The organism is Coprococcus sp. AF38-1 (assembly GCF_003603945.1).
In the GTDB taxonomy this organism is placed as follows: Bacteria; Bacillota; Clostridia; order Lachnospirales; family Lachnospiraceae; genus Coprococcus; species Coprococcus aceti.
Map to the genome: position 1 here is coordinate 130,288 of NZ_QVGO01000002.1, position 23,269 is coordinate 153,556.

At 44.7% G+C, this 23,269-nt stretch carries 22 protein-coding genes; 3 read left to right on the plus strand and 19 right to left on the minus strand.

From position 1 onward, the window contains the following. Positions 1-264: 264 nt before the first annotated feature. The 4 genes from DW025_RS03240 to DW025_RS03255 are packed head-to-tail and all read right to left on the minus strand — an operon-like array spanning position 265 to position 3,014. Complete coding sequence (locus DW025_RS03240; protein WP_009247525.1) at positions 265-1,419, minus strand: AAA family ATPase; 1,155 nt, start codon at positions 1,417-1,419, stop codon at positions 265-267. Further along, positions 1,409-1,744, minus strand: coding sequence for a plasmid mobilization protein (locus tag DW025_RS03245; protein ID WP_009247526.1), 336 nt, complete (start codon positions 1,742-1,744; stop codon positions 1,409-1,411). Before DW025_RS03245 ends, DW025_RS03240 begins: the two co-directional genes overlap by 11 nt. Further along, a complete protein-coding gene (locus DW025_RS03250; protein WP_009247527.1) occupies positions 1,734-2,825 on the minus strand; it encodes a site-specific integrase in 1,092 nt (363 codons plus the stop codon). The genes DW025_RS03245 and DW025_RS03250 overlap by 11 nt, the downstream gene beginning before the upstream one ends. After that, positions 2,826-3,014: a transcriptional regulator gene (locus DW025_RS03255; RefSeq protein WP_009247528.1), complete on the minus strand. Its 189-nt coding sequence runs from the start codon at positions 3,012-3,014 to the stop codon at positions 2,826-2,828. Between the two features lie 448 nt (positions 3,015-3,462). Here DW025_RS03255 and DW025_RS03260 point away from each other — a divergent pair, with 448 nt between their 5' ends. Then, the gene (locus tag DW025_RS03260; RefSeq protein ID WP_009247529.1) at positions 3,463-3,993 is read left to right on the plus strand and encodes a helix-turn-helix domain-containing protein; all 531 of its coding nucleotides are present in this window, start codon (positions 3,463-3,465) and stop codon (positions 3,991-3,993) included. Positions 3,994-4,285: 292 nt separating this feature from the next. Here the strand turns inward: DW025_RS03260 and guaA are convergent, their stop codons facing one another. The 8 genes from guaA to DW025_RS03300 form a co-directional block, all read right to left on the minus strand. Continuing rightward, positions 4,286-5,827, minus strand: a complete 1,542-nt coding sequence (guaA, locus tag DW025_RS03265; RefSeq protein WP_055147204.1) for a glutamine-hydrolyzing GMP synthase — start codon at positions 5,825-5,827, stop codon at positions 4,286-4,288. A 260-nt stretch (positions 5,828-6,087) separates the two neighbouring features. Next, on the minus strand, positions 6,088-7,320 hold the full coding sequence (locus DW025_RS03270) for a S41 family peptidase (protein WP_119998677.1): 1,233 nt from the start codon (positions 7,318-7,320) through the stop codon (positions 6,088-6,090). A gap of 64 nt (positions 7,321-7,384) precedes the next feature. Then, positions 7,385-8,620 (minus strand): murein hydrolase activator EnvC family protein, encoded by a 1,236-nt coding sequence (locus tag DW025_RS03275; protein ID WP_119998679.1) that lies wholly within the window; start codon positions 8,618-8,620, stop codon positions 7,385-7,387. 183 nt (positions 8,621-8,803) lie between these two features. Further along, entirely contained in the window at positions 8,804-9,712 is a 909-nt protein-coding gene (gene ftsX / locus DW025_RS03280) for a permease-like cell division protein FtsX (protein WP_119998681.1), read from the minus strand. Beyond that, entirely contained in the window at positions 9,702-10,388 is a 687-nt protein-coding gene (ftsE, locus tag DW025_RS03285; protein ID WP_022216898.1) for a cell division ATP-binding protein FtsE, read from the minus strand. The genes ftsX and ftsE overlap by 11 nt, the downstream gene beginning before the upstream one ends. A gap of 236 nt (positions 10,389-10,624) precedes the next feature. Further along, positions 10,625-11,713 carry a PucR family transcriptional regulator gene (locus tag DW025_RS03290; protein ID WP_055224350.1) on the minus strand — a complete coding sequence of 363 codons (1,089 nt, stop codon included), beginning with the start codon at positions 11,711-11,713 and terminating at the stop codon, positions 10,625-10,627. Positions 11,714-11,909: 196 nt separating this feature from the next. Further along, positions 11,910-13,022 (minus strand): ABC transporter ATP-binding protein, encoded by a 1,113-nt coding sequence (locus DW025_RS03295; protein ID WP_004851294.1) that lies wholly within the window; start codon positions 13,020-13,022, stop codon positions 11,910-11,912. Positions 13,023-13,465: 443 nt separating this feature from the next. Further along, on the minus strand, positions 13,466-14,056 hold the full coding sequence (locus DW025_RS03300; RefSeq protein WP_119998683.1) for a LytR C-terminal domain-containing protein: 591 nt from the start codon (positions 14,054-14,056) through the stop codon (positions 13,466-13,468). Between the two features lie 148 nt (positions 14,057-14,204). On the opposite strand from DW025_RS03300, the gene DW025_RS03305 reads away from it, so the two are divergent. Together DW025_RS03305 and DW025_RS03310 are read left to right on the plus strand one after the other, a co-directional pair. Then, positions 14,205-14,933, plus strand: a complete 729-nt coding sequence (locus tag DW025_RS03305) for an SDR family NAD(P)-dependent oxidoreductase (protein ID WP_119998685.1) — start codon at positions 14,205-14,207, stop codon at positions 14,931-14,933. Between the two features lie 114 nt (positions 14,934-15,047). Continuing rightward, positions 15,048-15,296 carry a hypothetical protein gene (locus DW025_RS03310; protein ID WP_117551205.1) on the plus strand — a complete coding sequence of 83 codons (249 nt, stop codon included), beginning with the start codon at positions 15,048-15,050 and terminating at the stop codon, positions 15,294-15,296. Between the two features lie 115 nt (positions 15,297-15,411). Here the strand turns inward: DW025_RS03310 and DW025_RS03315 are convergent, their stop codons facing one another. From DW025_RS03315 to DW025_RS03345, 7 genes are all read right to left on the minus strand, one after another. After that, positions 15,412-16,488 (minus strand): putative manganese transporter, encoded by a 1,077-nt coding sequence (locus DW025_RS03315; protein ID WP_119998687.1) that lies wholly within the window; start codon positions 16,486-16,488, stop codon positions 15,412-15,414. A gap of 23 nt (positions 16,489-16,511) precedes the next feature. Beyond that, positions 16,512-17,042 carry a histidine phosphatase family protein gene (locus DW025_RS03320; protein ID WP_119998689.1) on the minus strand — a complete coding sequence of 177 codons (531 nt, stop codon included), beginning with the start codon at positions 17,040-17,042 and terminating at the stop codon, positions 16,512-16,514. 144 nt (positions 17,043-17,186) lie between these two features. Continuing rightward, on the minus strand, positions 17,187-19,073 hold the full coding sequence (locus tag DW025_RS03325) for a carbohydrate-binding domain-containing protein (RefSeq protein WP_119998691.1): 1,887 nt from the start codon (positions 19,071-19,073) through the stop codon (positions 17,187-17,189). Between the two features lie 42 nt (positions 19,074-19,115). Further along, positions 19,116-19,796, minus strand: a complete 681-nt coding sequence (locus DW025_RS03330; RefSeq protein WP_119998693.1) for a DUF4956 domain-containing protein — start codon at positions 19,794-19,796, stop codon at positions 19,116-19,118. 93 nt (positions 19,797-19,889) lie between these two features. After that, a complete protein-coding gene (locus DW025_RS03335) occupies positions 19,890-20,576 on the minus strand; it encodes a polyphosphate polymerase domain-containing protein (RefSeq protein WP_119998921.1) in 687 nt (228 codons plus the stop codon). A 417-nt stretch (positions 20,577-20,993) separates the two neighbouring features. Continuing rightward, a complete protein-coding gene (gdhA, locus tag DW025_RS03340; RefSeq protein ID WP_119998695.1) occupies positions 20,994-22,355 on the minus strand; it encodes an NADP-specific glutamate dehydrogenase in 1,362 nt (453 codons plus the stop codon). 248 nt (positions 22,356-22,603) lie between these two features. Beyond that, positions 22,604-23,098 carry an Lrp/AsnC family transcriptional regulator gene (locus tag DW025_RS03345; protein ID WP_015534003.1) on the minus strand — a complete coding sequence of 165 codons (495 nt, stop codon included), beginning with the start codon at positions 23,096-23,098 and terminating at the stop codon, positions 22,604-22,606. Positions 23,099-23,269 lie beyond the last annotated feature (171 nt).

The following is a 23,269-nucleotide window of genomic DNA, read 5'->3' on the forward strand; positions in this document are numbered from 1 at the left end:
CACTTTTGACGGGTACACCCATCAAAAATGCGACCTGTAAACAGGTTTTGCGTTCTCCGAAGGCTCTCCGAGGGGTGAGCGTGTGCCGGTGGCACACACGCCTGCGAACCGACCGAGCCAGCAGGCGAGACCAAAGAGCCGCCTTTGAAAAGGCACTCTCTGCACACTCCCCTAAACTTTATCCGGTGTCAAAGTGTGACGATGGTGACAATGTTTTTCACAGCGTGCTGCTCTCAAAAACATTGACACCTTTGACACCGTTTGTCACGCCGTCTGCTCGGTTTCTTTCCAAAGTGAAACCTTTCTTCCGTCGTGTGTGCGGCTGTTCTGATAACGGATACCGTAATCACGAAACAGCCTGCTTGCGTTGATACTGAGCCTTAAAGAAAGTACATTCGGCTTTATATCCACCGCAAGCCTTTCGCAAAGTTCCGAAGCAGTTCCTTCCCATCTGTCACTTTCCGAAAAGAGCGTATCCGCTATCTTCTCAAGCAGAGGTTCGGGCGGTTCTTTCCACATCTCCGTTTCCGATTTTGCAAAGTTCCACACCAATCGCTCGCTGTCCCTTACAAGATGGATTTTCATATCCTGCTGGTCTCTGCCAGCAACATCAAGTGTGGCATTGTTGGAAGTACGCTTGTCCTTACTGAGAACAAATGCACCGTCTGCCGCACCCATCAGACCATTCGTGCCTGAAATCATATCGAATATATCTTCCGATTTTTGTTTGCGTGTATGATGAACAATAAGCATTGAAACCTTGTAACTGTCTGCCAACGCTTTCAGCCTTGCCACAACATCATAATCACTTGCGTAGCTGTAATCTGCTCCGCCTGCTTCACGCACACGCTTTAAGGTGTCTATGATAATCAAGCCTGTGTCTGGGTGTTCCCTCATAAACCCTCTTATCTGTTCTTCCAGTCCGCCATTGACCGTTTTACATTCCGTTGCGAAATACAGATTGCCTGTCTCCTTTGCACCGAACATCTGAAACAATCGCTTCTGCAAACGTGGGTAATCATCTTCAAGGGCAAAATAAAGCACCGTTGCCTTACGCACCTTATACTCCCAAAGCGGTGTGCCTGTGCTGATATGATAGGCAAGCTGTGCCATCATAAAGCTCTTTCCCACTTTCGGGGAACCTACGAAAAGGTAAGTTCCCCTTTGGAGCAGACCGTCGATAAGTGGTGTCTGAACCTCAAACACCGTATCATACAGCGTTGTCATTGATACTGTTTTCAGATAGGAAGGGTCTAACTGTCTGAGTATTTCCCTTTGCATTTCTTCAAAAGATTGCTCGTACCCCTTGAAATCCGTATCCTGATTGACTATACTATTGTCAGTACATTTGGAAAGTGACTGTTCCGCATCTGTTGCCGCAGATACATTTGGAATAGTCATTTCTTTTTTATTCTCCATTCGCATCCTCTCCTTTCAAACCGCCGAGAATAATGGAAATCAGTTCTATTACACTCAGCAGTTCATCATCCACACCTTTTCCTGCTTCAATCCTTTTCAGTTCCGCAAGGACTGTGGCAAATTCCGTTTTCAACGCCTTATACACTCTCGGATTGCCCTGTACCACCACATCCTGATTTAAGCAACGGCGGTAACAATACTCCTGTTTTGGCAATCCTGATAGAGCTACAGCTCTGTTAATGAGTTCGTTTTCTTCGGGCGATACTCGAAACCCTACTGTGATATTCCTCCAACGATTTTTGTTATCTCTGTTCTTAGCTGACATTTTCAAAATCTCCTTTCCCTAAATCATCTAATTTTTCTGCCATCTCAATCTGCTTTGACGGAAAGAGGTGTGCGTACTGATAAGTAATATCAATACTTTCGTGACCAACTCGGTCAGCAATCGCCACCGCAGAAAAGCCCATATCAATCAAGAGTGAAATGTGGCTGTGACGGAGATCGTGAATGCGGATACGCTTCACGCCTGCCGCCTTTGCCCCTCTGTCCATCTCGTGATGAAGATAGCTTTTCGTCACCGTAAAGATACGGTCTTTCTTCTTCAATCCGTAAAGCATACCGAGATATTCTTTCATTTCCTCACACAGAAACTTCGGCATTTTAATCGTGCGGTTGCTCTTTTTCGTTTTCGGAGAAGTAATCACATCCTGCCCTTTCAAACGCTGATAGGATTTATTGATTGTGACTGTTTCCTTATCAAAGTTGAAATCTGCCGGAGTCAAAGCTAACAGCTCGCCCTCTCGGATACCGCACCAGTAAAGCATTTCAAACGCATAAAAGGAAACAGGCTTGTCCATCATCTCAAAAGAGAATTTCTTGTATTCTTCCTTTGTCCAGAACAGCATTTCCTTGTGTTCCTCACGTCCCATATTTCCCACCTTTGCCGCAGGATTGGAACGCAGTTCATAGTAGCGGACAGCGTGATTGAAAATGGCGGACAACTGATTGTGCAGCGTTTTCAGATACGTCTGTGAATAAGGCTTTTTCTTCTCATCACGATAGGCAAGCATTTCATTCTGCCAAGTAATAATCTCCTTTGTGGAAATCTCGCTGATTTTCAGTTTCCCGAAATACGGAAGTATCTTTGTGCGTATGATATGCTCTTTGGTAAGCCACGTGTTTTCCTTCAAACGGTTCTTCACATCATTGATATAAAGCTCCGTAAAGGCTTCAAAACTCATATCAAGGTCTGAAGAAGTCTGCAATTTGAACATTCTTTCCCATTCCTGTGCTTCTCGTTTGGTAGCAAAGCCACGCTTGCATTTCTGCTTGCGTTCCCCTTTCCAGTTCACATACCTTGCCATCACATACCAAGTACCGTTATCTTCATTCTTAAATACCGGCATTTACATTTCCCCCTTTCCTGCTCCGTAGAGCCTTTCGTAAAAATACTGGCGATTTACACGCCCTGCAATCGTAATAAAGCCCTTTGCTTTCAATTCCTCATTTAATTGTCTGATGAGTTTATATGCATAAGGTTTTGATACGTTTAGTTCCTGAGCCACATCTTCGGCTCGGATAAATCTGTTTTCCATATCCTTTTTCTTCCTTTCTTAAAATAATTTTTTGCTTGCCGCTTTCTCCGTGTTAAAGTTCCAACAGGCACTCCTGCTTGTCGGCAGGCGCTGTGCTGTCCCAATGCACCGCAGTACATCAGGCGCTCGCTCGTATAGGGGTTCCCGAAAAGTCGGAGACTTTTGGGGAAGAGGAGGAGCAGTGCAGCGAATGAGCTTTTGTGCTTGCACACAAGCGAACGATACGGAACTTGCTCCGACGAGGTCTTGGCGGTTTGGCTTTTCGGACGGTCATTCAGTTGTCGCATTAAGCATATTTGTTTAATTCGTAATTTATTTTACTAAACATATTTGCTATTGTCAAGTGGTTGCAAAGAAAATATTAAACATTTTTGTTTCGGTTTTTCTTGACTTCCACTAAACATTTCTGCTATACTTATTTCACTAAATATAAAAGGAGCGTATCATTATGGCTATCAGCGAAAGAATACATTTTTTCAGACTAATGCGTGGTATGACACAAAAGTATCTCGGTACAGCAATCGGTTTTCCAGAAAAGAGTGCTGATGTGCGTTTGGCACAGTACGAAACTGGTACACGCAAACCGAAAGCAGACCTTACAAATGCATTGGCACAGGTGCTTGATGTTTCTCCACAGGCTCTTGATGTTCCTGACATAGACAGCTATATCGGTCTTATGCACACTCTGTTTACCCTTGAAGATATTTACGGTCTTACTGTCAGTGAAGCAGACGGAGAGGTATGCTTAAAGGTCAACAAGGACAAAGGCAGAGAAGCATATGAACTCCTCAAAATGCTGTATGCTTGGAAAGAACAGGCAGACAAGCTATCTTCCGAAGAAATCAACAGAGAAGAATACGATAACTGGCGTTACCATTATCCAGAGTTCGACACCACACAGCGTTGGGCAAAAGTTCCATCACAGGAATTAAGTGACGCTCTCGTGGAAGCATTCAAAGACCACTTGAAAGATAAATAAGCACCTACAGGACCTGCCACTGGCAGCTCCCTACAGATGCTTTGGCAACGACAAAAAAGCCCTTAACTATGGTTATTAACCACAGCTAAGGGCTTAGTTTATAATATGGAATTTGTTCAGAGCCAAGCTCCGAACTTTAGTCTGCAAGCCACCTGTTAATTGTTCCGTTACCCATAAACCACTGGATAACAAGAATAATGGCACTTGCTATGACTGTTATCAATTTGTTATCAAAAGACTAATCGAAATCGCTGAAACCCGCATAAACACTGGCTTTTTTAAGCAACTCGATTTATTCAAACTCAATCGTTCCAGGCGGCTTACTAGTCAGATCATACATTACCCTGTTCACTCCCTTGACCTCATTGATAATCCTGTTCATTACCTTCTGAAGCACCTCAAATGGTATCTCTGAACAATCTGCTGTCATGAAGTCTGTTGTGTTTACAGCACGGAGTGCTACGGCATAATCGTAGGTTCTGAAATCTCCCATGCAACCGACTGAACGCATATTAGTCAGGGCTGCGAAGTACTGACCGAGACTTCTGTCGAGGCCTGCTTTTGCGATCTCCTCGCGGTAGATGGCGTCGGCATCCTGAACGATCTTGACCTTCTCGGCTGTGACCTCTCCGATGATTCTGATTCCGAGGCCTGGGCCTGGGAATGGCTGACGGAATACCAGGTACTCTGGGATTCCAAGCTCAAGGCCGGCCTTGCGGACCTCGTCCTTGAAGAGAAGACGGAGTGGCTCCACGATCTCCTTGAAATCTACATAGTCAGGAAGTCCGCCTACGTTGTGGTGGGACTTGATGACCGCTGACTTGTCAAGGCCTGACTCGATGACATCAGGATATATGGTTCCCTGTACGAGGAAGTCAACGGCACCGATCTTCTTGGCCTCCTCCTCGAATACACGGATGAATTCCTCGCCTATTATCTTTCTCTTTGCCTCAGGCTCGGTTACTCCGGCAAGCTTGCTGTAGAATCTGTCCTGCGCATTTACTCTGATGAAGTTCAGGTCGTAAGGTCCATCTGGTCCGAATACCGCCTCAACTTCGTCGCCCTCGTTCTTACGGAGAAGACCGTGGTCTACGAACACACATGTGAGCTGCTTGCCTATCGCCTTGGACAGGAGAACTGCAGCTACTGATGAGTCCACACCACCTGACAGGGCGCACAGCACCTTGCCATCGCCTATCTTGGCACGGAGACTCTCTATTGTATCTTTTACAAATGAATCCATCTTCCAGTCGCCTGCACACTGGCATACATCCATGACAAATGCTCTGAGCATCTTCATACCTTCCTCGGTGTGCATAACCTCTGGGTGGAACTGAGTCGCATACAGCTTCTTCTCAGCATTCTCCATGGCTGCCACTGGGCATACAGGAGTGTAAGCTGTCTTCTTGAAACCCTCTGGTACCTCTGCAATATAATCTGTGTGACTCATCCAGCAGATGGTCTTGTCATTCACATCTGCAAACAGCTTGGATGTCTTGTCAACCTCAACCTCTGTTCTTCCATACTCGCTGACAGGGGCCGTGCTGACCTTGCCGCCCAGCAGATGAGCCATGAGCTGTGAACCGTAACATATTCCGAGAATAGGAATACCCAGTTCGAATATCTCCTTGCTGCAGCTAGGTGAATCGTCTTTGTATACGCTGTTTGGTCCGCCTGTGAAGATGATTCCCTTTGGATTCATCTCCTTGATCTTCTCCAGCGGCAATGTGTACGGATGTACTTCGGCATATACATTACACTCTCTTACACGTCTGGCGATCAGTTGGTTGTACTGTCCGCCAAAGTCCAATACGATAATCAGTTCCTTATCCATGTATATCTCCTTTGTTGCCTTTTATTACTTATAACAGATTTCTGAACATTTCCTAGTATAACACAATATGCAGCACTTTTGTGCTGCATATTATCTAAAAATTATGTTGTTTTAATTATTTATGCATTTTACATATACGATAGCATTCGAACAGATACTTCACTGACAAATTTATATAACGCAGTAACGTCATCTGCCCTACCCACTCAATATTGAAATCTATTATATAACTATATTTATACCAATCTCTATCTTAATCCCTACTTCAGCTTCTCCTTCAAAACCTCAATGCCCTTCTGGTACTGGCTGTCATTCTTGCCCTGGAAATCCTCATAGGTATAATCATCTGGAAGATCCACTTCAATATCAGGCGCAACACCCTTCTTGTGGATATCGTTGCCGTCGTGTGTGAAATACTTCTGTGTCGTGAGCTTGATCGCTGTGCCATCACCAAGTGGTATAACGCTCTGCACGATTCCCTTACCGTAGGTATTCTTTCCTACAACAGTTGCAGCCCCGAATTCCTTGAGTGCCGATGTAAGTATCTCTGACGCACTGGCACTGTACTCATTTGTCAGGACTACCATAGGCATATCGAGGTATTCATCATCTGTCGATTTATACTCGTCCACAACCTTGCCGGTCTTGTCCTTGATGGACACTATGGTTCCCTCTGGGAGCAGATAGTCGCAAATGTTTACGACCGTGGTAAGCATTCCACCCGGATCACTTCTGACATCGATCATCAGTGCCTGCATGCCCTCATTCTTGAGCTCCTCAACTGCCTTCTGGAAAAGCTCGTCTGTGTTGTCTATGAACTGCGTGATCCTCACATATCCGATCTTGTCGTCTATCATAAATGATGATACCGTGCTGTACTCAACGATCTCCCTGGTGATGGTGACATCGTGGTAAGCCTTATCACGCTCCCTGTATATCTTCAGCGTAACATCAGTTCCAGCATCACCTCTTATGAGTGATACGAGGTAGTCAAGATCATCGTCTGTAGTGATCTCGTGATCATCTATCTGTACAATAATGTCATCAGGCTGTATATCCACCTTCTCAGCCGGTGCACCCTCAAGGATATTTACCGCACGGACATATCCCGTATCCTCATCCTTGCTGACCGTAACTCCGATTCCGGCATACTCACCTGAATCATCCTCCTGCAGCTTGGCATACTCTTCCTTGGTGTAATACTGTGCATACGGATCGTCAAGGGATTCCATTATACCCTTGTATATGCCCTCCCTGATCGTATCATCGTCAATATCATTGTAATAATAATTGTCTATGATACTCTCGATCTTCTCTGTCTTGTCAAGTACGTCCGCATCCAACAGATTGCCATCATAGGTTATCTTGGTGGAACTGCCGGTTTTGCCGCTGAGTGTGCCACTGAACACACCTGATGTACCGCAGCCCGTCAGACCGATCACCGTACTTGCCAGCACCGCTGTCACTACTGTCTTCTTCAACATTTTCCTCATATCATTATCTCCTAACCTTGTATTGCCATCAAATACCTGAATCTCTCCATATCCCCTGCCCGGTCTACTGTCCAAGGAAGTCATGCGGATTGACATACGTTCCGTCTATCGACACGCCAAAATGGCAATGCGGACCTGTCGACACACCCGTACTTCCTGCCTTTGCTATGACCTGACCTTTCACAACCTTGTCGCCAACATTTACACATAGCTGTGAGTTGTGCATATATACCGTACATATTCCGCCGCCGTGGCTGATCATGACCATGTTACCACCACCGCCATTGTAGCAGGACATCACGACTGTGCCGGCCTCCGCCGCAACAATATCTGTTCCATAATCACAGCCTATATCAATTCCCTGATGATATGTACTTGCTCCCGCTGTAGGAGCATCTCGGTAACCAAATTCATCCGTGATAACACCTCCGGTCGATACCGGCCACATGAATTTGCCCTTATATTTGGAGGTGTCGTATACCTTTCCATCTTTCGTATACGCACCCGTACCATTTGCATTTGCCTTGCCCATCTCCTGTCTGGATATCTCCGCGATACGTCTCTCGGCTTCCTCACGGGCCACAGTGAACTTGTTCATCAACGACTTCTGGGCTTCTATATCACCATCATATCTGGTGATCTCTTCCTGCTTCTGATCTATAATGGTCTGCAGTTCAGCCTCGTTACTCTCCAGATCCGTCTTGACCGACTCCACCTGTCTGAGGTCAGATTCAAGCTGCGCCTCATAATTGGCAATATCTGTCTTGGTCTTGATCAGCTTTGCAAGCTGCCTCTGATCGTATTCCGATATCTGGTCTATATACTCTGATTTGTTCAGGAGATCGCTGAATGATATGGATGTGAGCAGGGCATCGACATATTCCGTCTCCCCCTCCTCATACAGATACTGTATTCTCTGCTTCATCGCCTCATACTGCTCATCCTCTGCCTTCTGAGCTTCATCCAGACTTTTCTGAGTTGTGTCTATCTCCGTCTGGAGCTCGTCTGTCTGCTCCTGCAGGCTCGTTATCTGAGTCTGGACGGATGTCATCTTGGCATCCAGATCCGCAACGTCCTGAACGATCTTGTTCTGCTGTTCCTCCAGAGAATCCAGAACGTCCTTGGCATTCTTCTCGTTTTCACTGGCATCATCCTTCTGACGCTCAGCCTCTTCCTTCGTCATGGCATATGCCATATTTCCCCCGGTCTGAGACGCAGCCATGCCCCCCATGACTACACATCCCGCAACAAGCAATGCCATCCTTCTGATATTCCCTTTTACATTGACTTTCTTTTTCATAATCTACTACTCCTTGTTATCCCCATCTAACAATTAACTAGTATATCTTATGTCGTCGTGCGTGAGCGCGATGACCTGCGCACGCATCAGCGTGCTTCATTATATTATATCGCCTGCCGGCTCAATGAGGGCATTCGCATTATGACGTCTTGCGCAAGCGCATCCGTCGCAATGCTCATTATATCATACTCTCAAATGCTTCCTCGTGGTAAGGATACTTCCTACCAGTCCAACACCAATACCAAGCACAAGTCCAACCGGTATCATGGTCTTGAACAGGTCATGCTGGCTCACAAATGCAAACAGCGTTGTGACAACCTTAAACCTTCCGGCAACATATGTCAGTATCTTATCATACATGTAGTACAGAAGGACCAGTGGTATAGCCGAACCGACCGCACCTATGATCACACCCTCTATGATGAACGGCGCCCGTACAAATACATTTGTCGCACCGATCAGCTTCATGATCCCTATCTCTTCCTTTCGCACCGTGATACCTATGGTGATAGTGTTGCTTATAAGGAAGATAGATACCAGCATCAGTATCACAACTATTCCTATGGATGCATATCCGACAAGGGATGACAGTGTCGTGATGCTGTCCGCAGTCACGTCAGAGCTCTTGACCTTTCTGACTCCTGAAAGCCCCTGGGCAAATGCCACGAACTCCGGCTGTCTGGCCACATCCTTGAGCGTAACCTCATATGAGTCCGAATTCTTAAGTGGATTGTCCTCGCCAAATGCATTCTTTGCCGCCTGTGGATCATCGTAGTTCTGCTCAACAAATTTATTCCATGCGTCATCCGCCGACACGTAATCCATCGTGTTTACATAATCCAGAGTTCTTATCTGTGATCCGATAAGCTGTATCGTGTCGTCCGACACATCCTCGTCAAAGAACACTGATATTGTAACTGTATTCTCAAGCTCCTGCATACCGGACTGGAAGTTTACAACCACCGCATATATGATTCCAAAGAGGAACAGACATGATATGATGGTTCCAAGTGATGCAAGTGAGAACAGAATATTTCTTCTTATATTTGCAAAGCCCTGTCTGAGGATATAGAAAAATGTACTAATCTTCATCTATATATCCTCCTTCCTTCTCGTCGCTGATAATTACACCCTTCTTCAGGGTGATAACTCTCTTCTTCATCTCATTGACGATATCCTTGTTGTGGGTTACCACGACAACTGTGGTTCCTCTCTTGTTGATATCCTCAAGGAGGTTCATGATATCCAATGAGTTCTTAGGATCGAGATTTCCTGTAGGCTCATCCGCCAGTATGATGTCAGGATTGTTGACCAGTGCTCTCGCCATGGCAACTCTCTGCTGCTCACCACCTGAGAGCTCCTTCGGGTATGATTTGTATTTGTCTGCAAGTCCAACCAGCGTCAGCATGGCCGGAACTCGTCTTCTGATATATCTCGCCGGGGTCTGGATGACTCTCTGTGCAAATGCGACATTCTCGTATATAGTCCTGTCCTTGAGAAGTCTGAAGTTCTGGAATACGACTCCAATCCTTCTTCTGACCTTCGGTATATCTTTTCTCTTTATCTTGCCATAGTCGTATCCGGCAACAGTGATATTGCCCTCCGTAGGATCGAGCTCCTTGAGCAGAAGCCTAAACAGAGTGGTCTTGCCTGATCCACTGCTTCCAACTATAAATACGAACTCGCCTTTTTCTATATTGATGTTCACATTCTTGAGCGCCTGATTGCCCCCAGGGTATGTCATACTCACGTTCTCTAACTCTATCATCTCATGTCTCCTATATTGCCTCTTTACGGCATAAACTGTACATTATCTTACATTTGTCCATAGTCGGATGATTCTGATTCATTTCATCCACGCTTCATTATACTACATATTGATTGTTTTGTTGTGTATAGTTTGTGAATTAAAATTAATACACGATGCGGCAGTCTTCATATATCCATATGTAAGGCTGCCGCTTCTATGCAATCTATATTCCAGATAACTGTCCACCGGACATTTTAATAATCCAGTGACTCCATGTACTTCATGTACTTTACAACCATAAGAGCGATCTTGAATGTGATGGCGTCCTCGAATACTCTCAGATCAAGGCCTGTGCTCTTCTGCAACTTATCAAGTCTGTATACCAGAGTATTTCTGTGGATGTACAACTGTCTTGATGTCTCTGATACGTTCAGGCTGTTCTCAAAGAACTTGTTGATAGTTGACAAAGTCTCCTCGTCAAACTCATCAGGGCTCTTGCCGTCAAATATCTCTCTGATGAACATCTTGCACAGAGGAAGTGGAAGCTGGTAAATAAGTCGTCCTATTCCAAGATTGCTGTATGCTATGATATCTGTGTTCTCATAGAATATCTTTCCAACATCCAGAGCCATCTTAGCCTCTTTGTATGAACGTGAAACTTCCTTTATCTCATTGACAATTGTTCCGAATGATACATGTACAGATGACATCGCCTCGGTATTGAGCATGTCAACGATGACCTTGGCAATCTTGTTCATGTCGTCATATGTCTCGTTGGACTTGACTTCCTTGACAAGAATGATGTTCTTCTCGTCCACAGCAGTGATGAAATCCTTTGTCTTGGCTGAGAAGATATTACGTACTGTCTCAAGTGCATTGGTATCCTTCTCATTCTTTGTCTCTATGATAAATACGATTCTTCTCACATCAGTATCTATGTGGAGCTTCTTTGCTCTGTTGTAGATATCAACCAGAAGGAGATTGTCTAAGAGAAGGTTCTTGATAAAGTTGTCCTTGTCAAATCTCTCCTTGTATGCGACCAGAAGGTTCTGGATCTGAAATGCTGCAATCTTGCCGACCATATATGTATCATCGGTCTCGCCCTTTGCCATGAGAATATGCTCTAACTGGTTATCGTCAAACACCTTGAAGAACTGATAACCTCTTACAACCTGGCTCTCTGCTGGTGAATCAACAAATGCACGAACTGAATCCTCGCAGTCATCTATATCCTTAAGTGTTGACGCAAGCACTTTTCCCTCTGTGTCCAACACGCACAGGTCAGTTCTTGTTATACCTTTTAATCCGTCTATTGTATCCTGAAGAATCTGGTTTGATATCATTCTTTTCACTCCTTATACTCATTATACGTTTTATCCCGTAATCCATTACTCTTATTTTAAAGCAAAATTGTAGAAAAAAAAAGAGAAAATGCAGATTTTTTATATGTATTTTCTGCATTTTCTCAATTTTCCAAGAATTAAACTACTGTTTCCAGTTATCTGGAGTGTAATTGTAAGTTCTATGTGTTATCTAAGACTAGTTAACAAGGATCTCCTCTGTCTCCTTATCGAAGATATGGATCTTGCTTAAGTCAAATGCGAACTGAACTGTGTCGCCAGGTCTAGCTGTTGTACGAGCATTTACTCTTGCTGTGATATCGAACTGATCGATTGTGAAGTATAAGTAAACCTCGGCACCAAGCATCTCGTAGATGTTGATTCTTGCATCGATTACGCTCTCTGGTGATGACTCGATGAAGAGCTGCTCATCATGAATATCCTCTGGACGGATACCAAGAACAACTTCCTTATCGATAGCATCAAGTGCGATAAGTCTCTCAGCCTTGCTGTCTGGAACCTTGATTGAATGTGAACCGAACATAAGGAGAACGTCAGCACCTGACTTAACAACCTTACAATCGATGAAGTTCATAGGTGGCATACCCATGAATCCGGCAACGAACAGGTTACATGGCTTGTCGTAGAGGTTCTGAGGTGTATCTACCTGCTGGATGATACCATCCTTCATAACTACGATTCTTGTACCAAGTGTCATAGCCTCTGTCTGGTCATGTGTTACGTAGATGATAGTTGTCTGGAGTCTCTGATGAAGCTTTGAGATCTCAACACGCATCTGTACACGAAGCTTAGCATCAAGGTTTGAAAGAGGCTCGTCCATAAGGAATACCTTTGGCTCACGGACAATTGCACGTCCCATAGCAACTCGCTGTCTCTGTCCACCTGATAAAGCCTTTGGCTTTCTGTCAAGAAGATGCTCGATATCAAGAATCTTAGCTGCCTCATGTACAGCCTTGTCGATCTTCTCCTTTGGAACCTTTCTTAACTTAAGTCCAAATGCCATGTTATCATATACTGACATATGTGGGTACAGAGCGTAGTTCTGGAATACCATCGCAATATCTCTGTCCTTTGGCTCTACATCGTTTACGAGCTTGTCGCCGATCCATAACTCACCTGAGCTGATATCCTCAAGTCCTGCTATCATTCTAAGAGTTGTTGACTTTCCACATCCTGATGGTCCAACAAAGATGATGAACTCCTTGTCTTCGATCTCAAGGTTGAAGTCCTTAACTGCGTTGAATCCGTTAGGATATACCTTGTAAATGTTCTTAAGTGATAAACTTGCCATTTGAAATTACCTCCGTAGTGTATATAATCTTGTTTTTGTTCACCCTAAAAACTATTGTTATTCTACATCATTGGCATTTTTCATTCTATGTGATTATTGCTCAAAAAAATTTTTGAACTTTTGTCTAAATTGTATACATGCACAAATTTTGCAACATTTTGACGGTTTTCGAACCGTTTTCCCTTGGTTTAAACTTCCTTTTTTGTGAAACCTTCACCATACCCATTTATGTCAATAGGGTTTTTCGTCACGTTTTCGGTATATTTTATTACTTTTGCCTATTGTTTTTACTCATATATATACTTGACAAACCAGAAAAATGTAGAACAGCCGGCAAAATCTGTAACATTTTGTACTACAGTAAAAAAACTCTACTGATATCGGTGTTTTCTATTACGATATCAGCAGAGTTTTCTATATATTTTCTACATATTCTTCTATATCTAGTTGTTGGCTGCGTTGTCCACACCTATTACTACGACAATGTCTGCACCTGAAATGTCGACATCTGATGCAACAGATGAGTCAATATCTGATCTGTCTGCCGTTGCTGCACCGCCCAAAAGGCTTACAAGTCCGCTCACATCATATGAATCTGATGTGTAGATAACTGTTGTTGACTGATCTCCGTTGTCATATGTTCCTATATCTACTGATGTGTATCCATCCGCTGTGAGTGTTGTCTGCCATGTAGCTGCCACACCTGACACGCCTGATGCGTTGAGCACTACTACTTTTGCACTCTTGGAATTTCCCGCTCCTGCATCCTCTGTTGAAGCGTCCTGTGAGCTGTCATCCGCTGATGTGTCTGAACTGTCTGCAGCATCGCCTGAACCTCCAAATGTAGGATCTGACGGATCTGACTCCTCAGTCACGATGCTTGTCTTATTGCCCGTGTCCGATGCGTCTGATTTCTTGCTCTTGCTGACGGTTCGTGCAAGCAGTACGAGCATGACAACTATAGCCACTGCAAGTATGATAACCGCTGCTCTGAGCATTGTATCTAAGAATAATTTCATTACTTTCTTACCCATTATATAGCCTCCATCTCAATATAAATGTATATTCTCATTTGTTAACAAAAACAACTAGAGTATACCAAAGTGCTTTTTTATTTTCAACATTTAATTCGCATGATATACTAGAATTAAATTTTTGTTCACAAATAGCGGAGGTACAGATTTGAAAACAGCGATAATAATTGGCGCCTCTACGGGCATCGGAAGGGAAACGGCCCTGGCGCTTTCAGGCAAATATAACAGCATATCTATCACTTCATTCAAACACAAAGAAGAGCTTCTCTCTCTGAGAGACGAACTTATGGCAAAAGGCTGCATCTGTTACTGTGAGACCGGAGACGCCGGGGATATGGAATTTATGGAGAAGTTTATACAAAATACCATAGATCATCTCGGCAGCGACATCGATCTCCTCATCAACAATGCCGGCATATCTTATGTGGGGCTTATAAACAATATGACAGTCCAGGATTTTGACAGAACCATGAAGTCAAATGTATACTCGGTTTTCAATAGCTGCCGACTCGTGGTTCCTCACATGATCCAGCACCACAAAGGACACATAATCAATATCTCATCCGTGTGGGGAAATGTCGGTGCGTCGTGTGAGGTCGCATATTCAGCCTCCAAAGGTGCTGTAAATTCCTTCTCAAAGGCTCTTGGAAAGGAGCTTGCTCCAAGCGGCATAACCGTCAACGCCATAGCATTTGGCGCAATTGACACCTCCATGAACGGTCATCTGTCACCGGAGGAACGCCAGATGCTGGAGGATGAAATACCTGCAGGAAGAATGGCCACACCTTATGAAGCGGCAGATTTCATTGTGCACATTGCCGAGTGTGGAGAATACCTGAATGGCCAGGTGATCACATTTGATGGCGCATGGCAATAGGTGCTTTTCATCAAATTTTACAACAGCATAGGCGATTTTGTCCAAATTTCTATTGCTTAATTGTATATATTGCATTAGAATATATTATATATGTTATAGAATCGGGGTTATAAAATGGGATTTGGATTTGGGAAAAAGAAGAAAAATATTTCATCGGACACAGCTCCCGCCGCCGCAGATATCAAGACTACTCTTGACGAGGACGGCAATGTGGAGATTGTTTCCAAAAACTTCAAGATGAAGCCGACACAAAAGCTGGAGGAGCAACCATCCAGTGAAGGGGACACTTGGATCTGCTGGGGATGCGGACAGCCTACGGATCAGGATATCTGTCCTGTCTGCGGTAAGAAACGCACAAAGTAACAACACACACACACGGGGCTGTGAAAAAACTCGATTGAGTTTTTTCGCAGCCCTTTTTTACTTTATTGCAATGCGGTCACTGCGCATCGCTTACATTTATTTTCTCTACACTCTGCTAAAATGTGATTCCAAGAGCATTTATTATGAGTCCCCACGCAAGTCCTGCAGCATACAGCACCACTGCTATCCTTATATTCTCCGCAGGTCTATGCCTGTTCATCCTAAAGAGCACCACAAGGCCTACTCCTGCACTCACCAGAAGTCCTGACATCATAGCACCCGCGCTGAGTATTCCCTGAAGATACAGCTCGGTTATTATGACTGATGCCGCACAGTTAGGAATAAGGCCCACCAACGCTGCTGCCGCCTCTCCAAGCACAGGCACATCATTGAATATGCGGGCTATGGATTCCTCTCCTATAGCCTCTATGATCACATTTATCACAAGTGAGAATATAAATATAAATATCGCAATCTTTGCAGTGTGCACCAGAGCAGATCTGAATATTCCCCCCTCGCAGTCGCAGTGTTCCTGTTCGCACACCTCATGGATATTCTTCTCTCCCAAATGTCCGTGGTCGTGACTGTGCTCATGGACATAGTCATGCACATGTCCCTTTCCTTTCTTCTCAGCAGCATCCTTATACACTATATTCTGTGTGTGCAGAGAGCTTTCTGCCGCTTTTGCAGAGTCACTGTGCGCATGTCCGCTATGGTGTTCGTGCTCATCATGTCCACCATGTCTGTGAACCGGATCTATCTTCTTTACCTGGACCGGCTTTCTCATTCTGTCCAGCACAAATCCTACCATATAGCCTGTTATTACGGCTATGACCGCCTTTGTCGCAAGGATCTTCACTATTGTCCCCACGCTTATCGCGTCATTTGACAGCATGATCGGCAGCATCTCGTCCGAGGTTGACATGAACACGGCTATGAGCACGCCCGCCCCTATCACGCCTCCGCTGTACAGGTTGGATGCCATAAGTGAAAATCCGCACTGTGGCACTATTCCCAGCACTCCGCCAATCAATGGCCCAAGCTTCTCTGCCTTTCCAAGCACATGTGCCTGTCGGCCTGCAGTTTTTCTCTCAAGCCACTCCATGACCACATAGGTGATGAGCAGAAACGGGATGAGCTTCACCGTATCAAACAGTGCATCCTTAAATGAATCTATAAGCAATTCCTTCATATTATAAAACACTCCTTCTCAGATCAGCACTCGTAGATATTGTACCCACAATTGTCCTGACTGAATCCAAAATACTCCTCGTTGGTCATATCCATGAAATAGCTGCATATCACCCTGCATATTCCGTTATGGCAGACAAACAACACCGACGAATCCGGATATGTCTCGCGGGTTTCAATTATCAGATCGTACGTTCTCCTGGCGATATCCATCATGGATTCTCCTCCGGGATATCTGTATGCGAACATCCTTTTGTTGTTCAGGAAATCCCTGTCGTCCCTCTGAACACCCTCATACACACCGTAATCCTGTTCTATAAGCCTCTCATCCGTGATGACAGGCAAATGCTTTCTCTCCGCCACCGCCCCGGCCGTCTCCTGTGCCCTGGAGAGCGGCGATGCTATTATCACGTCAATAGAGCAGCTATCCAATCTCTCTGCAAGAAGCTGTGCCTGCTGAAGTCCTTTATCTGTAAGAGGGGAATCTGTCCTGCCACAGACCTTATTAAGTCTGTTCCATTCCGTCTCTCCGTGTCTTGCAACATATAACTTCATATGTTTTCTCCTTCCAGTCATATTGAATATCTGCTCTTTCTCCCAACTGTGTATTAACTACAAAAATCTCATATCTTTATAGTATTAAGCATTTTTGCAAATTAATCAACTGTTTTCGGCTGTTAAAACGTCTGGAATTATCTTCTATATACTCATGCTGTCTGAGCTCGAACTATTGTCTTTGTTCTGTAAACTGCTATTTGTGCTGTCATTCTGCCCATTATCTGAATCACCATCCGGTCTCTGCATAATTCCATCATCTGAATTGCCACCTGGTCTCTGCATATTTCCATCATCTGAGTTGCCACCCGGTCTCTGCATATTTCCATCATCTGAGTTGCCGCCCGGTCTCTGCATTCCGCCATTATCTAAATTGCCACCCGGTCTCTGCATTCCCCCTGAGCCCTCGCTGTATGTAATATCATCCAGTGTAAATGTACTGCTCTGGTCACCGACAGTCAAAGTGTAGGTATTTCCCTGTTTCATGTCTGATGTGCTGATAACAACCGAGTTAAATTTCTTATCCACCTTATAGCTGAGCACCTCCTTGCCATCTGAATCAGTAAGTGTGATCGTTTCGCCGGCGTCAACCCACTCATCAAAGTTAACAAGAGCCGAGCACTGTGTGGACTCATCTCCAAATCCCTGAGCCATACCGGAACCACCCACAGCTACGATCTCGCCGCCTGTTATCGCAGCACAGATTCCGTAGTCCATCGCGCCATTGCCATTGTCCGAAGGGCCGAGTACATGTACGCTGCCTCCTGTAATTCCAATGCAGCCATTGGAATCTATTCCATCACCGTTGGCATTTATATTTATCGTTCCTCCTGTTATAAGAATATATGCATCATTGTCGGCATCCATGTACACTCCGCCCATGCCTGGGCCGCCTCCAAAACCATCATGGTTGTCTCCCGAGCCTGAGCTGCCTCCAGCTGCATTGAAGCCGTCATCACTGGATATCACATCTATATCACCGCCAGTCACAAGGATCTTATACCCATCTACCCCCTCACAACTCTTAGATACATCTATATCTCCACCAGTTATTATCAGAAGTCCCTCCGCATGGAGCGCGTCATCCCCAACCGATATGTTGATGTCTCCGCCTTCTATATATACATATCCATCCTGCTGGTCGTCATTTCCCGCATGTATACCATCCTCATCACAACTCAGGTTAAATGTTCCATCCGCAATTCTCACGCTATCCTTGCCGTTTAGGCAGTGATCCTGACTGTCTATGGTATAAGTGCCACCTGTAACCACCAGGTCATCCTTGGACACGATTCCATGTCCCGTAGTGTCTTTGACCGTCAGGCTTCCGGTGCCGCCCAGTGTAAGGTCGCATTTGGCAAATATCACGGCATCCACATTGTTGTCATCCGTCTGAACGTAGTCTCCGGACACCGTAAGACTGTTCTCTGCCCCTTCCGCCAACGTCACAAATACCTTGTCAGCGTTCTTCGCATATATTGCCGCATAATCCGCAGCCGTGATCGATACTCCGTCAAGTACAAGTTGAACCTTATCGTCATCGCCCGCATCCACCACGATGGTGCCGTCTGTGAGTGTCCCTGACAGAACGTATACACCTGCCGCTTTGATCGTCACCACTTCATCCTCGATCTGAACATTTGAACTATTACATGCGGCTGTCTTTCCCGATAATGTTATCTTTACAGCCTCGCTCTCATCATAGGTTCCCGCCAGATCCCGCTTCGTGAACATATCTGTTATATCTATAGCCGCATCGCTCATGGCTTCATCTATAGCCGCCTGCATTTCCTCAACTGTCTTCTTTGTATTTACACTGGTATTCTCTGCATCCGCACTGCCATTTGGGCTTTCTTTATCAGCGTCCGTCTCTGTGCTCACTTCACTTGTCACCTCAGTTCCTGAAGTCGAGCTTGTGCTCTGGCTGGTCGAACATCCGGCAAGCATTGCCATGCACATGGCCGCTGTCACACCTATCGCCAGACATTTGCGGGTTCCCGCTCTATGTCTCATATATTTATTCTTCCTCATACGATCATCTCCTTACTAAGTATCTGCCTTATCAACTGACTTCTACAATGTCGTGTCCCCCGAATCCACCTGTGCCAGCATGATCTCAAGGTTGCCATTTCTCACTCTGAGCTTATCTATCATATCCTTCTGATTTGTGTCCTCCTTAAGCTTCACCACATATGTAAGCTTGAACAGGCTTCCCATGTTGGTCGTCTTCACATTTGTCAGTCTGTAACTTTCTGTACAATCGGCAAGTATCTCATCAAATGCCTCTGTATAGTCGAGATTTTCAGGCACGGTGATCTTCAGGGTTCTCTCTTCATCCCTTCCGCCGCCAAATCCAGTAAGGCTGCAAATGAACATCGCTCCGCCTAGTATGGCGGCAAATAATACTGCATATCCTATAAATCCCATTCCGGTCACAAGTCCAGCTCCCATCGCAAGGAATATGGCGCATATCTCCTTTGCCGAACCTGGAACCGATCTGAACCTTACAAGGCTGAATGCACCTGCCACAGCAACACCCGCGCCAACATTGCCATTTACCATCATGATCACCACGCACACAACCGCAGGTATAAGTGCCAATGTCACCAGAAAACTCTGGGTGTATTTACTTCTGAATGCGTAAACCAACGCAAGGAATACTCCTATTATAAGGGATACCGCTATGCAGATCAGAAACTCCTGCACTGATATCGTTGTCGCCGTTCCAAATATACTGTCAAATAATCCTGTCATCTTCTATCTCCTCCTGTCTATGTTTGCCACTTTATCATTTACATAATTCGTCTTTTTTATTTTCTGGCTTTAAATGTATATGATCCACTTATGTCAGCCTACCATCTGTTTATACGCCTCTCCATACTTTGAAAATGATATCTTGTATGCTCCATACTTTGTGAGCAGATGTGACAGCCACAGCGGGAACCCGCCTGCCATCTTGATCTCCATCAACACCTTATATTCTGGTATAACCTTGTGCCCATATGGTTCTTTCTGAAGTGTCAGATCGTCATTCTGCCACAGTATATTGTAATCAAACGTGATCCTGAGCTCCGGATCATCTATTCCTTTGTAGGAATCCCTCTCATATGAGAGAACCACCGCAGGCTCCAGATCCTTGTACACCTGCATGAAGTAATCTATCTCCCTTCCTATCTGACAATCCTCGTACAGCGGCTGACCGCCCACCAGATAATCCATGGCCTCCTGTTCAGACACCTCCAGCCTCCTTTTGTACACAACAGATTTGTATTTCTTCTTGAGCTCGATAAAAACCTCTGAATCGTCATCCGGGACTCCATAGCTTCTGAGCCTGAGCTTCTCTTTGTAAACCGGCTTTTCTATGGAGTCTCTGATGAGCCTGTGGGAAGGAGTGTCAAAATATATGTTAATGATCTGGCTATGCGCAAACCTGTCCGGCTGCATATACCTTATCATTTCGCTCTTTATCTGCTTGTACTGGTATCGAGTCAGCATGTATTTAAGTTCATATCTTTTAAACGTGTTGTCTGCCATAAGCATCATCCTTTCTTGTCTTATCTCCTCTTGATGAGGCTATAATAACCTGCCAAACTTAAACGAAGTTTAAATATATAAAAGTATCCTGCGCTTACTTTTGGGGTATGTTCTCTATGTTGTATCTCCAATCGGTAGTGCCGGCGACCGAGCTTTGACGCTTCTGTGCCGCCGCAGAGAGCCATGCGTCCTTATCGTGCTTGGCGCGGCGTGCATGATAGAAGCTAAGTCAAAGTGAGGGTAGACAAATATGATTGGATATACAACATAGAGATCACCCCAAAAGTAAGCGCAGGATACTGCTACAACGCAAAAACGCCCATCTGCGGATCACTCCACAGATGGACGTCTATAGTCTTATATTATAATCTTATGTCTAGTTGATTTGAAGATATGGCTCTCGCCTATTACCTAGGATTAGCAAACGCCCTGAGCAAGCATAGCGTCAACAACCTTCTCGAAACCAGCGATGTTAGCACCTGCAACATAGTCTGCGTTTCCGCCAACTGTCATGTTGTATCTCTTTGCTGCATCTGAGATGTTAGCGTAAATTGTCTCCATGATTCCCTTGAGCTTGCCATCAACTTCCTCGAATGTCCATGAAAGTCTCTCGCTGTTCTGGCTCATCTCAAGAGCTGATGTAGCAACACCACCTGCATTTGCAGCCTTACCACCAACGAAGAGAACACCATTCTCCTGAAGGTACTTAGTAGCCTCAAGAGTTGTAGGCATGTTAGCGCCCTCTGTTACTGAGATAACGCCGTTTGCAACAAGCATCTTAGCATCGTCAAGGTTAAGCTCGTTCTGTGTAGCACATGGAAGAGCAAGGTCACACTTGATTGACCATACGCCGTGATCATTTGCATCCTTCTTTACATGGTACTCAGCTGATGGTCTAGCAGCAGCATAAGCATCAAGACGTGCTCTCTTAACTTCCTTAACTTCCTTAAGAAGTGCAACATCGATTCCTTCTGGATCGTAGATCCAACCTGTAGAATCTGAACATGTAACACACTTAGCACCTAACTGATGTGCCTTCTGGATTGCGTAGATTGCAACGTTACCAGCACCTGATACTGCACAAGTCTTGCCTACGATATCAATGTCATGATCCTTTAACAGTGCGTTTGTAAGGTAAAGCAGTCCGTAACCAGTAGCCTCTGTACGAGCAAGTGATCCACCATATGTAAGTCCCTTACCTGTGAGAACTCCCTCGTATGATCCACGGATTCTCTTGAACTGACCGAACATGAAACCGATCTCTCTAGCGCCTGTTCCGATATCTCCAGCTGGAACATCGACATCAGCACCGATATACTTACAAAGCTCTGTCATAAAGCTCTGGCAGAATGCCATGATCTCTCTGTCTGACTTACCCTTAGGGTCGAAGTCTGAACCACCCTTACCACCACCGATTGGAAGTGTTGTAAGTGAGTTCTTGAAAACCTGCTCGAAACCAAGGAACTTAATGATACCAAGGTTTACTGATGGGTGAAGTCTGAGACCTCCCTTGTATGGTCCAATGGCATTGTTGAACTGTACACGGAAACCTCTGTTGACCTGTACCTGTCCGTTGTCATCTACCCATGGTACTCTGAACATGAGCTGTCTATCTGGCTCTGTGATTCTCTCGAGGATAGCATTCTTTCTGTAAAGCTCCTCATTTGCCTCGATACAAGGTCTGAGTGAATCAAGAACCTCTGTTACTGCCTGTAAGAACTCAGGCTGATCTGCATTCTTCTTCTGTACTATCTCGAGTACTTCATCAACATATGACATAGTAAAAATCCTCCTAAACTGATTATATATCGTGACCTGTTAATTATTTCCTGACCACGTTCCCTATTATAGTATAGGAAATTAAGATTGTAAAGAAAAAACTTGTGAAATCTAAGTATTTTTTTGTTTTTGCTTAATTTTCCCCTGTTTTTATCAATTAAGCTTATTATTTATAAACATTCTTCTTGTTTTGGGGTATTTCCCGCTGAGTTAAACGTCTAGAGTCTTTTCGACACAGTTTTCACTTTTTACTTCTTCTCCTCATCGTGGTGAAGATCATTCTTCCAGTATCTGCATCTGTGCTTTACATTTGTGGAGAATACGATCTGAGTCTTGGTCTTGCCAAATCTCTGAAGTTCTCCAACAAAATGATCGAGATCCGCTGTTGTCTTGAAACGTACCTCGATGAGCATTGAGTAATCTCCTGTCACACAGTTGCACTCCACAACATTTAACACGCTGTCTATATATGGATAGAACTCAGCCTTCTGCTCAGGTGAAACCTCCAGATTGATAAATGCCTTGATATAATGACCCATAGCCTCCGGGTTGAGCTTGGTCGTAAATCCCTCAAGCACGCCCTCGGCAAGCATCCTGTCTATTCTTGTTCCAACTGCTGTAGGTGACATAGACACCTCAGCGCCTATATCCTTGAGTGATACACGTGCATTGTCCTGAAGCATGGCAAGTATCTTCTCATCCACCTCATCCAGTCTGTAGTATATCAGTTCTTTCTTTTCCATAAGATGTCTTCTCCTTCTCACTTTCTAAGGCAATTACAATATTATCCTACATAACCGCAATTGTCCTTTTCCCTATTCAAGCACCTTATCTCGTGGTGCAACTTGTGTTTCACAATCATATTAGCATATTTACTTAAGATTATAAATATGTAGTGTCATTATATACCCTAC

Bases quoted from the DNA above. Each gene is read 5' to 3' on its own strand.
- DW025_RS03260 (WP_009247529.1), top strand. From the start codon at position 3,463: ATGGCTATCAGCGAAAGAATACATTTTTTCAGACTAATGCGTGGTATG.
- DW025_RS03255 (WP_009247528.1), bottom strand. From the start codon at position 3,014: ATGGAAAACAGATTTATCCGAGCCGAAGATGTGGCTCAGGAACTAAAC.
- DW025_RS03240 (WP_009247525.1), bottom strand. From the start codon at position 1,419: ATGGAGAATAAAAAAGAAATGACTATTCCAAATGTATCTGCGGCAACA.
- DW025_RS03325 (WP_119998691.1), bottom strand. From the start codon at position 19,073: ATGAGGAAGAATAAATATATGAGACATAGAGCGGGAACCCGCAAATGT.
- DW025_RS03300 (WP_119998683.1), bottom strand. From the start codon at position 14,056: ATGGGTAAGAAAGTAATGAAATTATTCTTAGATACAATGCTCAGAGCA.
- DW025_RS03335 (WP_119998921.1), bottom strand. From the start codon at position 20,576: ATGGCAGACAACACGTTTAAAAGATATGAACTTAAATACATGCTGACT.
- DW025_RS03345 (WP_015534003.1), bottom strand. From the start codon at position 23,098: ATGGAAAAGAAAGAACTGATATACTACAGACTGGATGAGGTGGATGAG.
- ftsE (WP_022216898.1), bottom strand. From the start codon at position 10,388: ATGATAGAGTTAGAGAACGTGAGTATGACATACCCTGGGGGCAATCAG.
- DW025_RS03310 (WP_117551205.1), top strand. From the start codon at position 15,048: ATGGGATTTGGATTTGGGAAAAAGAAGAAAAATATTTCATCGGACACA.
- guaA (WP_055147204.1), bottom strand. From the start codon at position 5,827: ATGGATAAGGAACTGATTATCGTATTGGACTTTGGCGGACAGTACAAC.
- DW025_RS03315 (WP_119998687.1), bottom strand. From the start codon at position 16,488: ATGAAGGAATTGCTTATAGATTCATTTAAGGATGCACTGTTTGATACG.
- ftsX (WP_119998681.1), bottom strand. From the start codon at position 9,712: ATGAAGATTAGTACATTTTTCTATATCCTCAGACAGGGCTTTGCAAAT.
- DW025_RS03330 (WP_119998693.1), bottom strand. From the start codon at position 19,796: ATGACAGGATTATTTGACAGTATATTTGGAACGGCGACAACGATATCA.
- DW025_RS03275 (WP_119998679.1), bottom strand. From the start codon at position 8,620: ATGAAAAAGAAAGTCAATGTAAAAGGGAATATCAGAAGGATGGCATTG.
- DW025_RS03270 (WP_119998677.1), bottom strand. From the start codon at position 7,320: ATGAGGAAAATGTTGAAGAAGACAGTAGTGACAGCGGTGCTGGCAAGT.
- DW025_RS03290 (WP_055224350.1), bottom strand. From the start codon at position 11,713: ATGATATCAAACCAGATTCTTCAGGATACAATAGACGGATTAAAAGGT.
- DW025_RS03320 (WP_119998689.1), bottom strand. From the start codon at position 17,042: ATGAAGTTATATGTTGCAAGACACGGAGAGACGGAATGGAACAGACTT.
- DW025_RS03250 (WP_009247527.1), bottom strand. From the start codon at position 2,825: ATGCCGGTATTTAAGAATGAAGATAACGGTACTTGGTATGTGATGGCA.
- gdhA (WP_119998695.1), bottom strand. From the start codon at position 22,355: ATGTCATATGTTGATGAAGTACTCGAGATAGTACAGAAGAAGAATGCA.
- DW025_RS03295 (WP_004851294.1), bottom strand. From the start codon at position 13,022: ATGGCAAGTTTATCACTTAAGAACATTTACAAGGTATATCCTAACGGA.
- DW025_RS03245 (WP_009247526.1), bottom strand. From the start codon at position 1,744: ATGTCAGCTAAGAACAGAGATAACAAAAATCGTTGGAGGAATATCACA.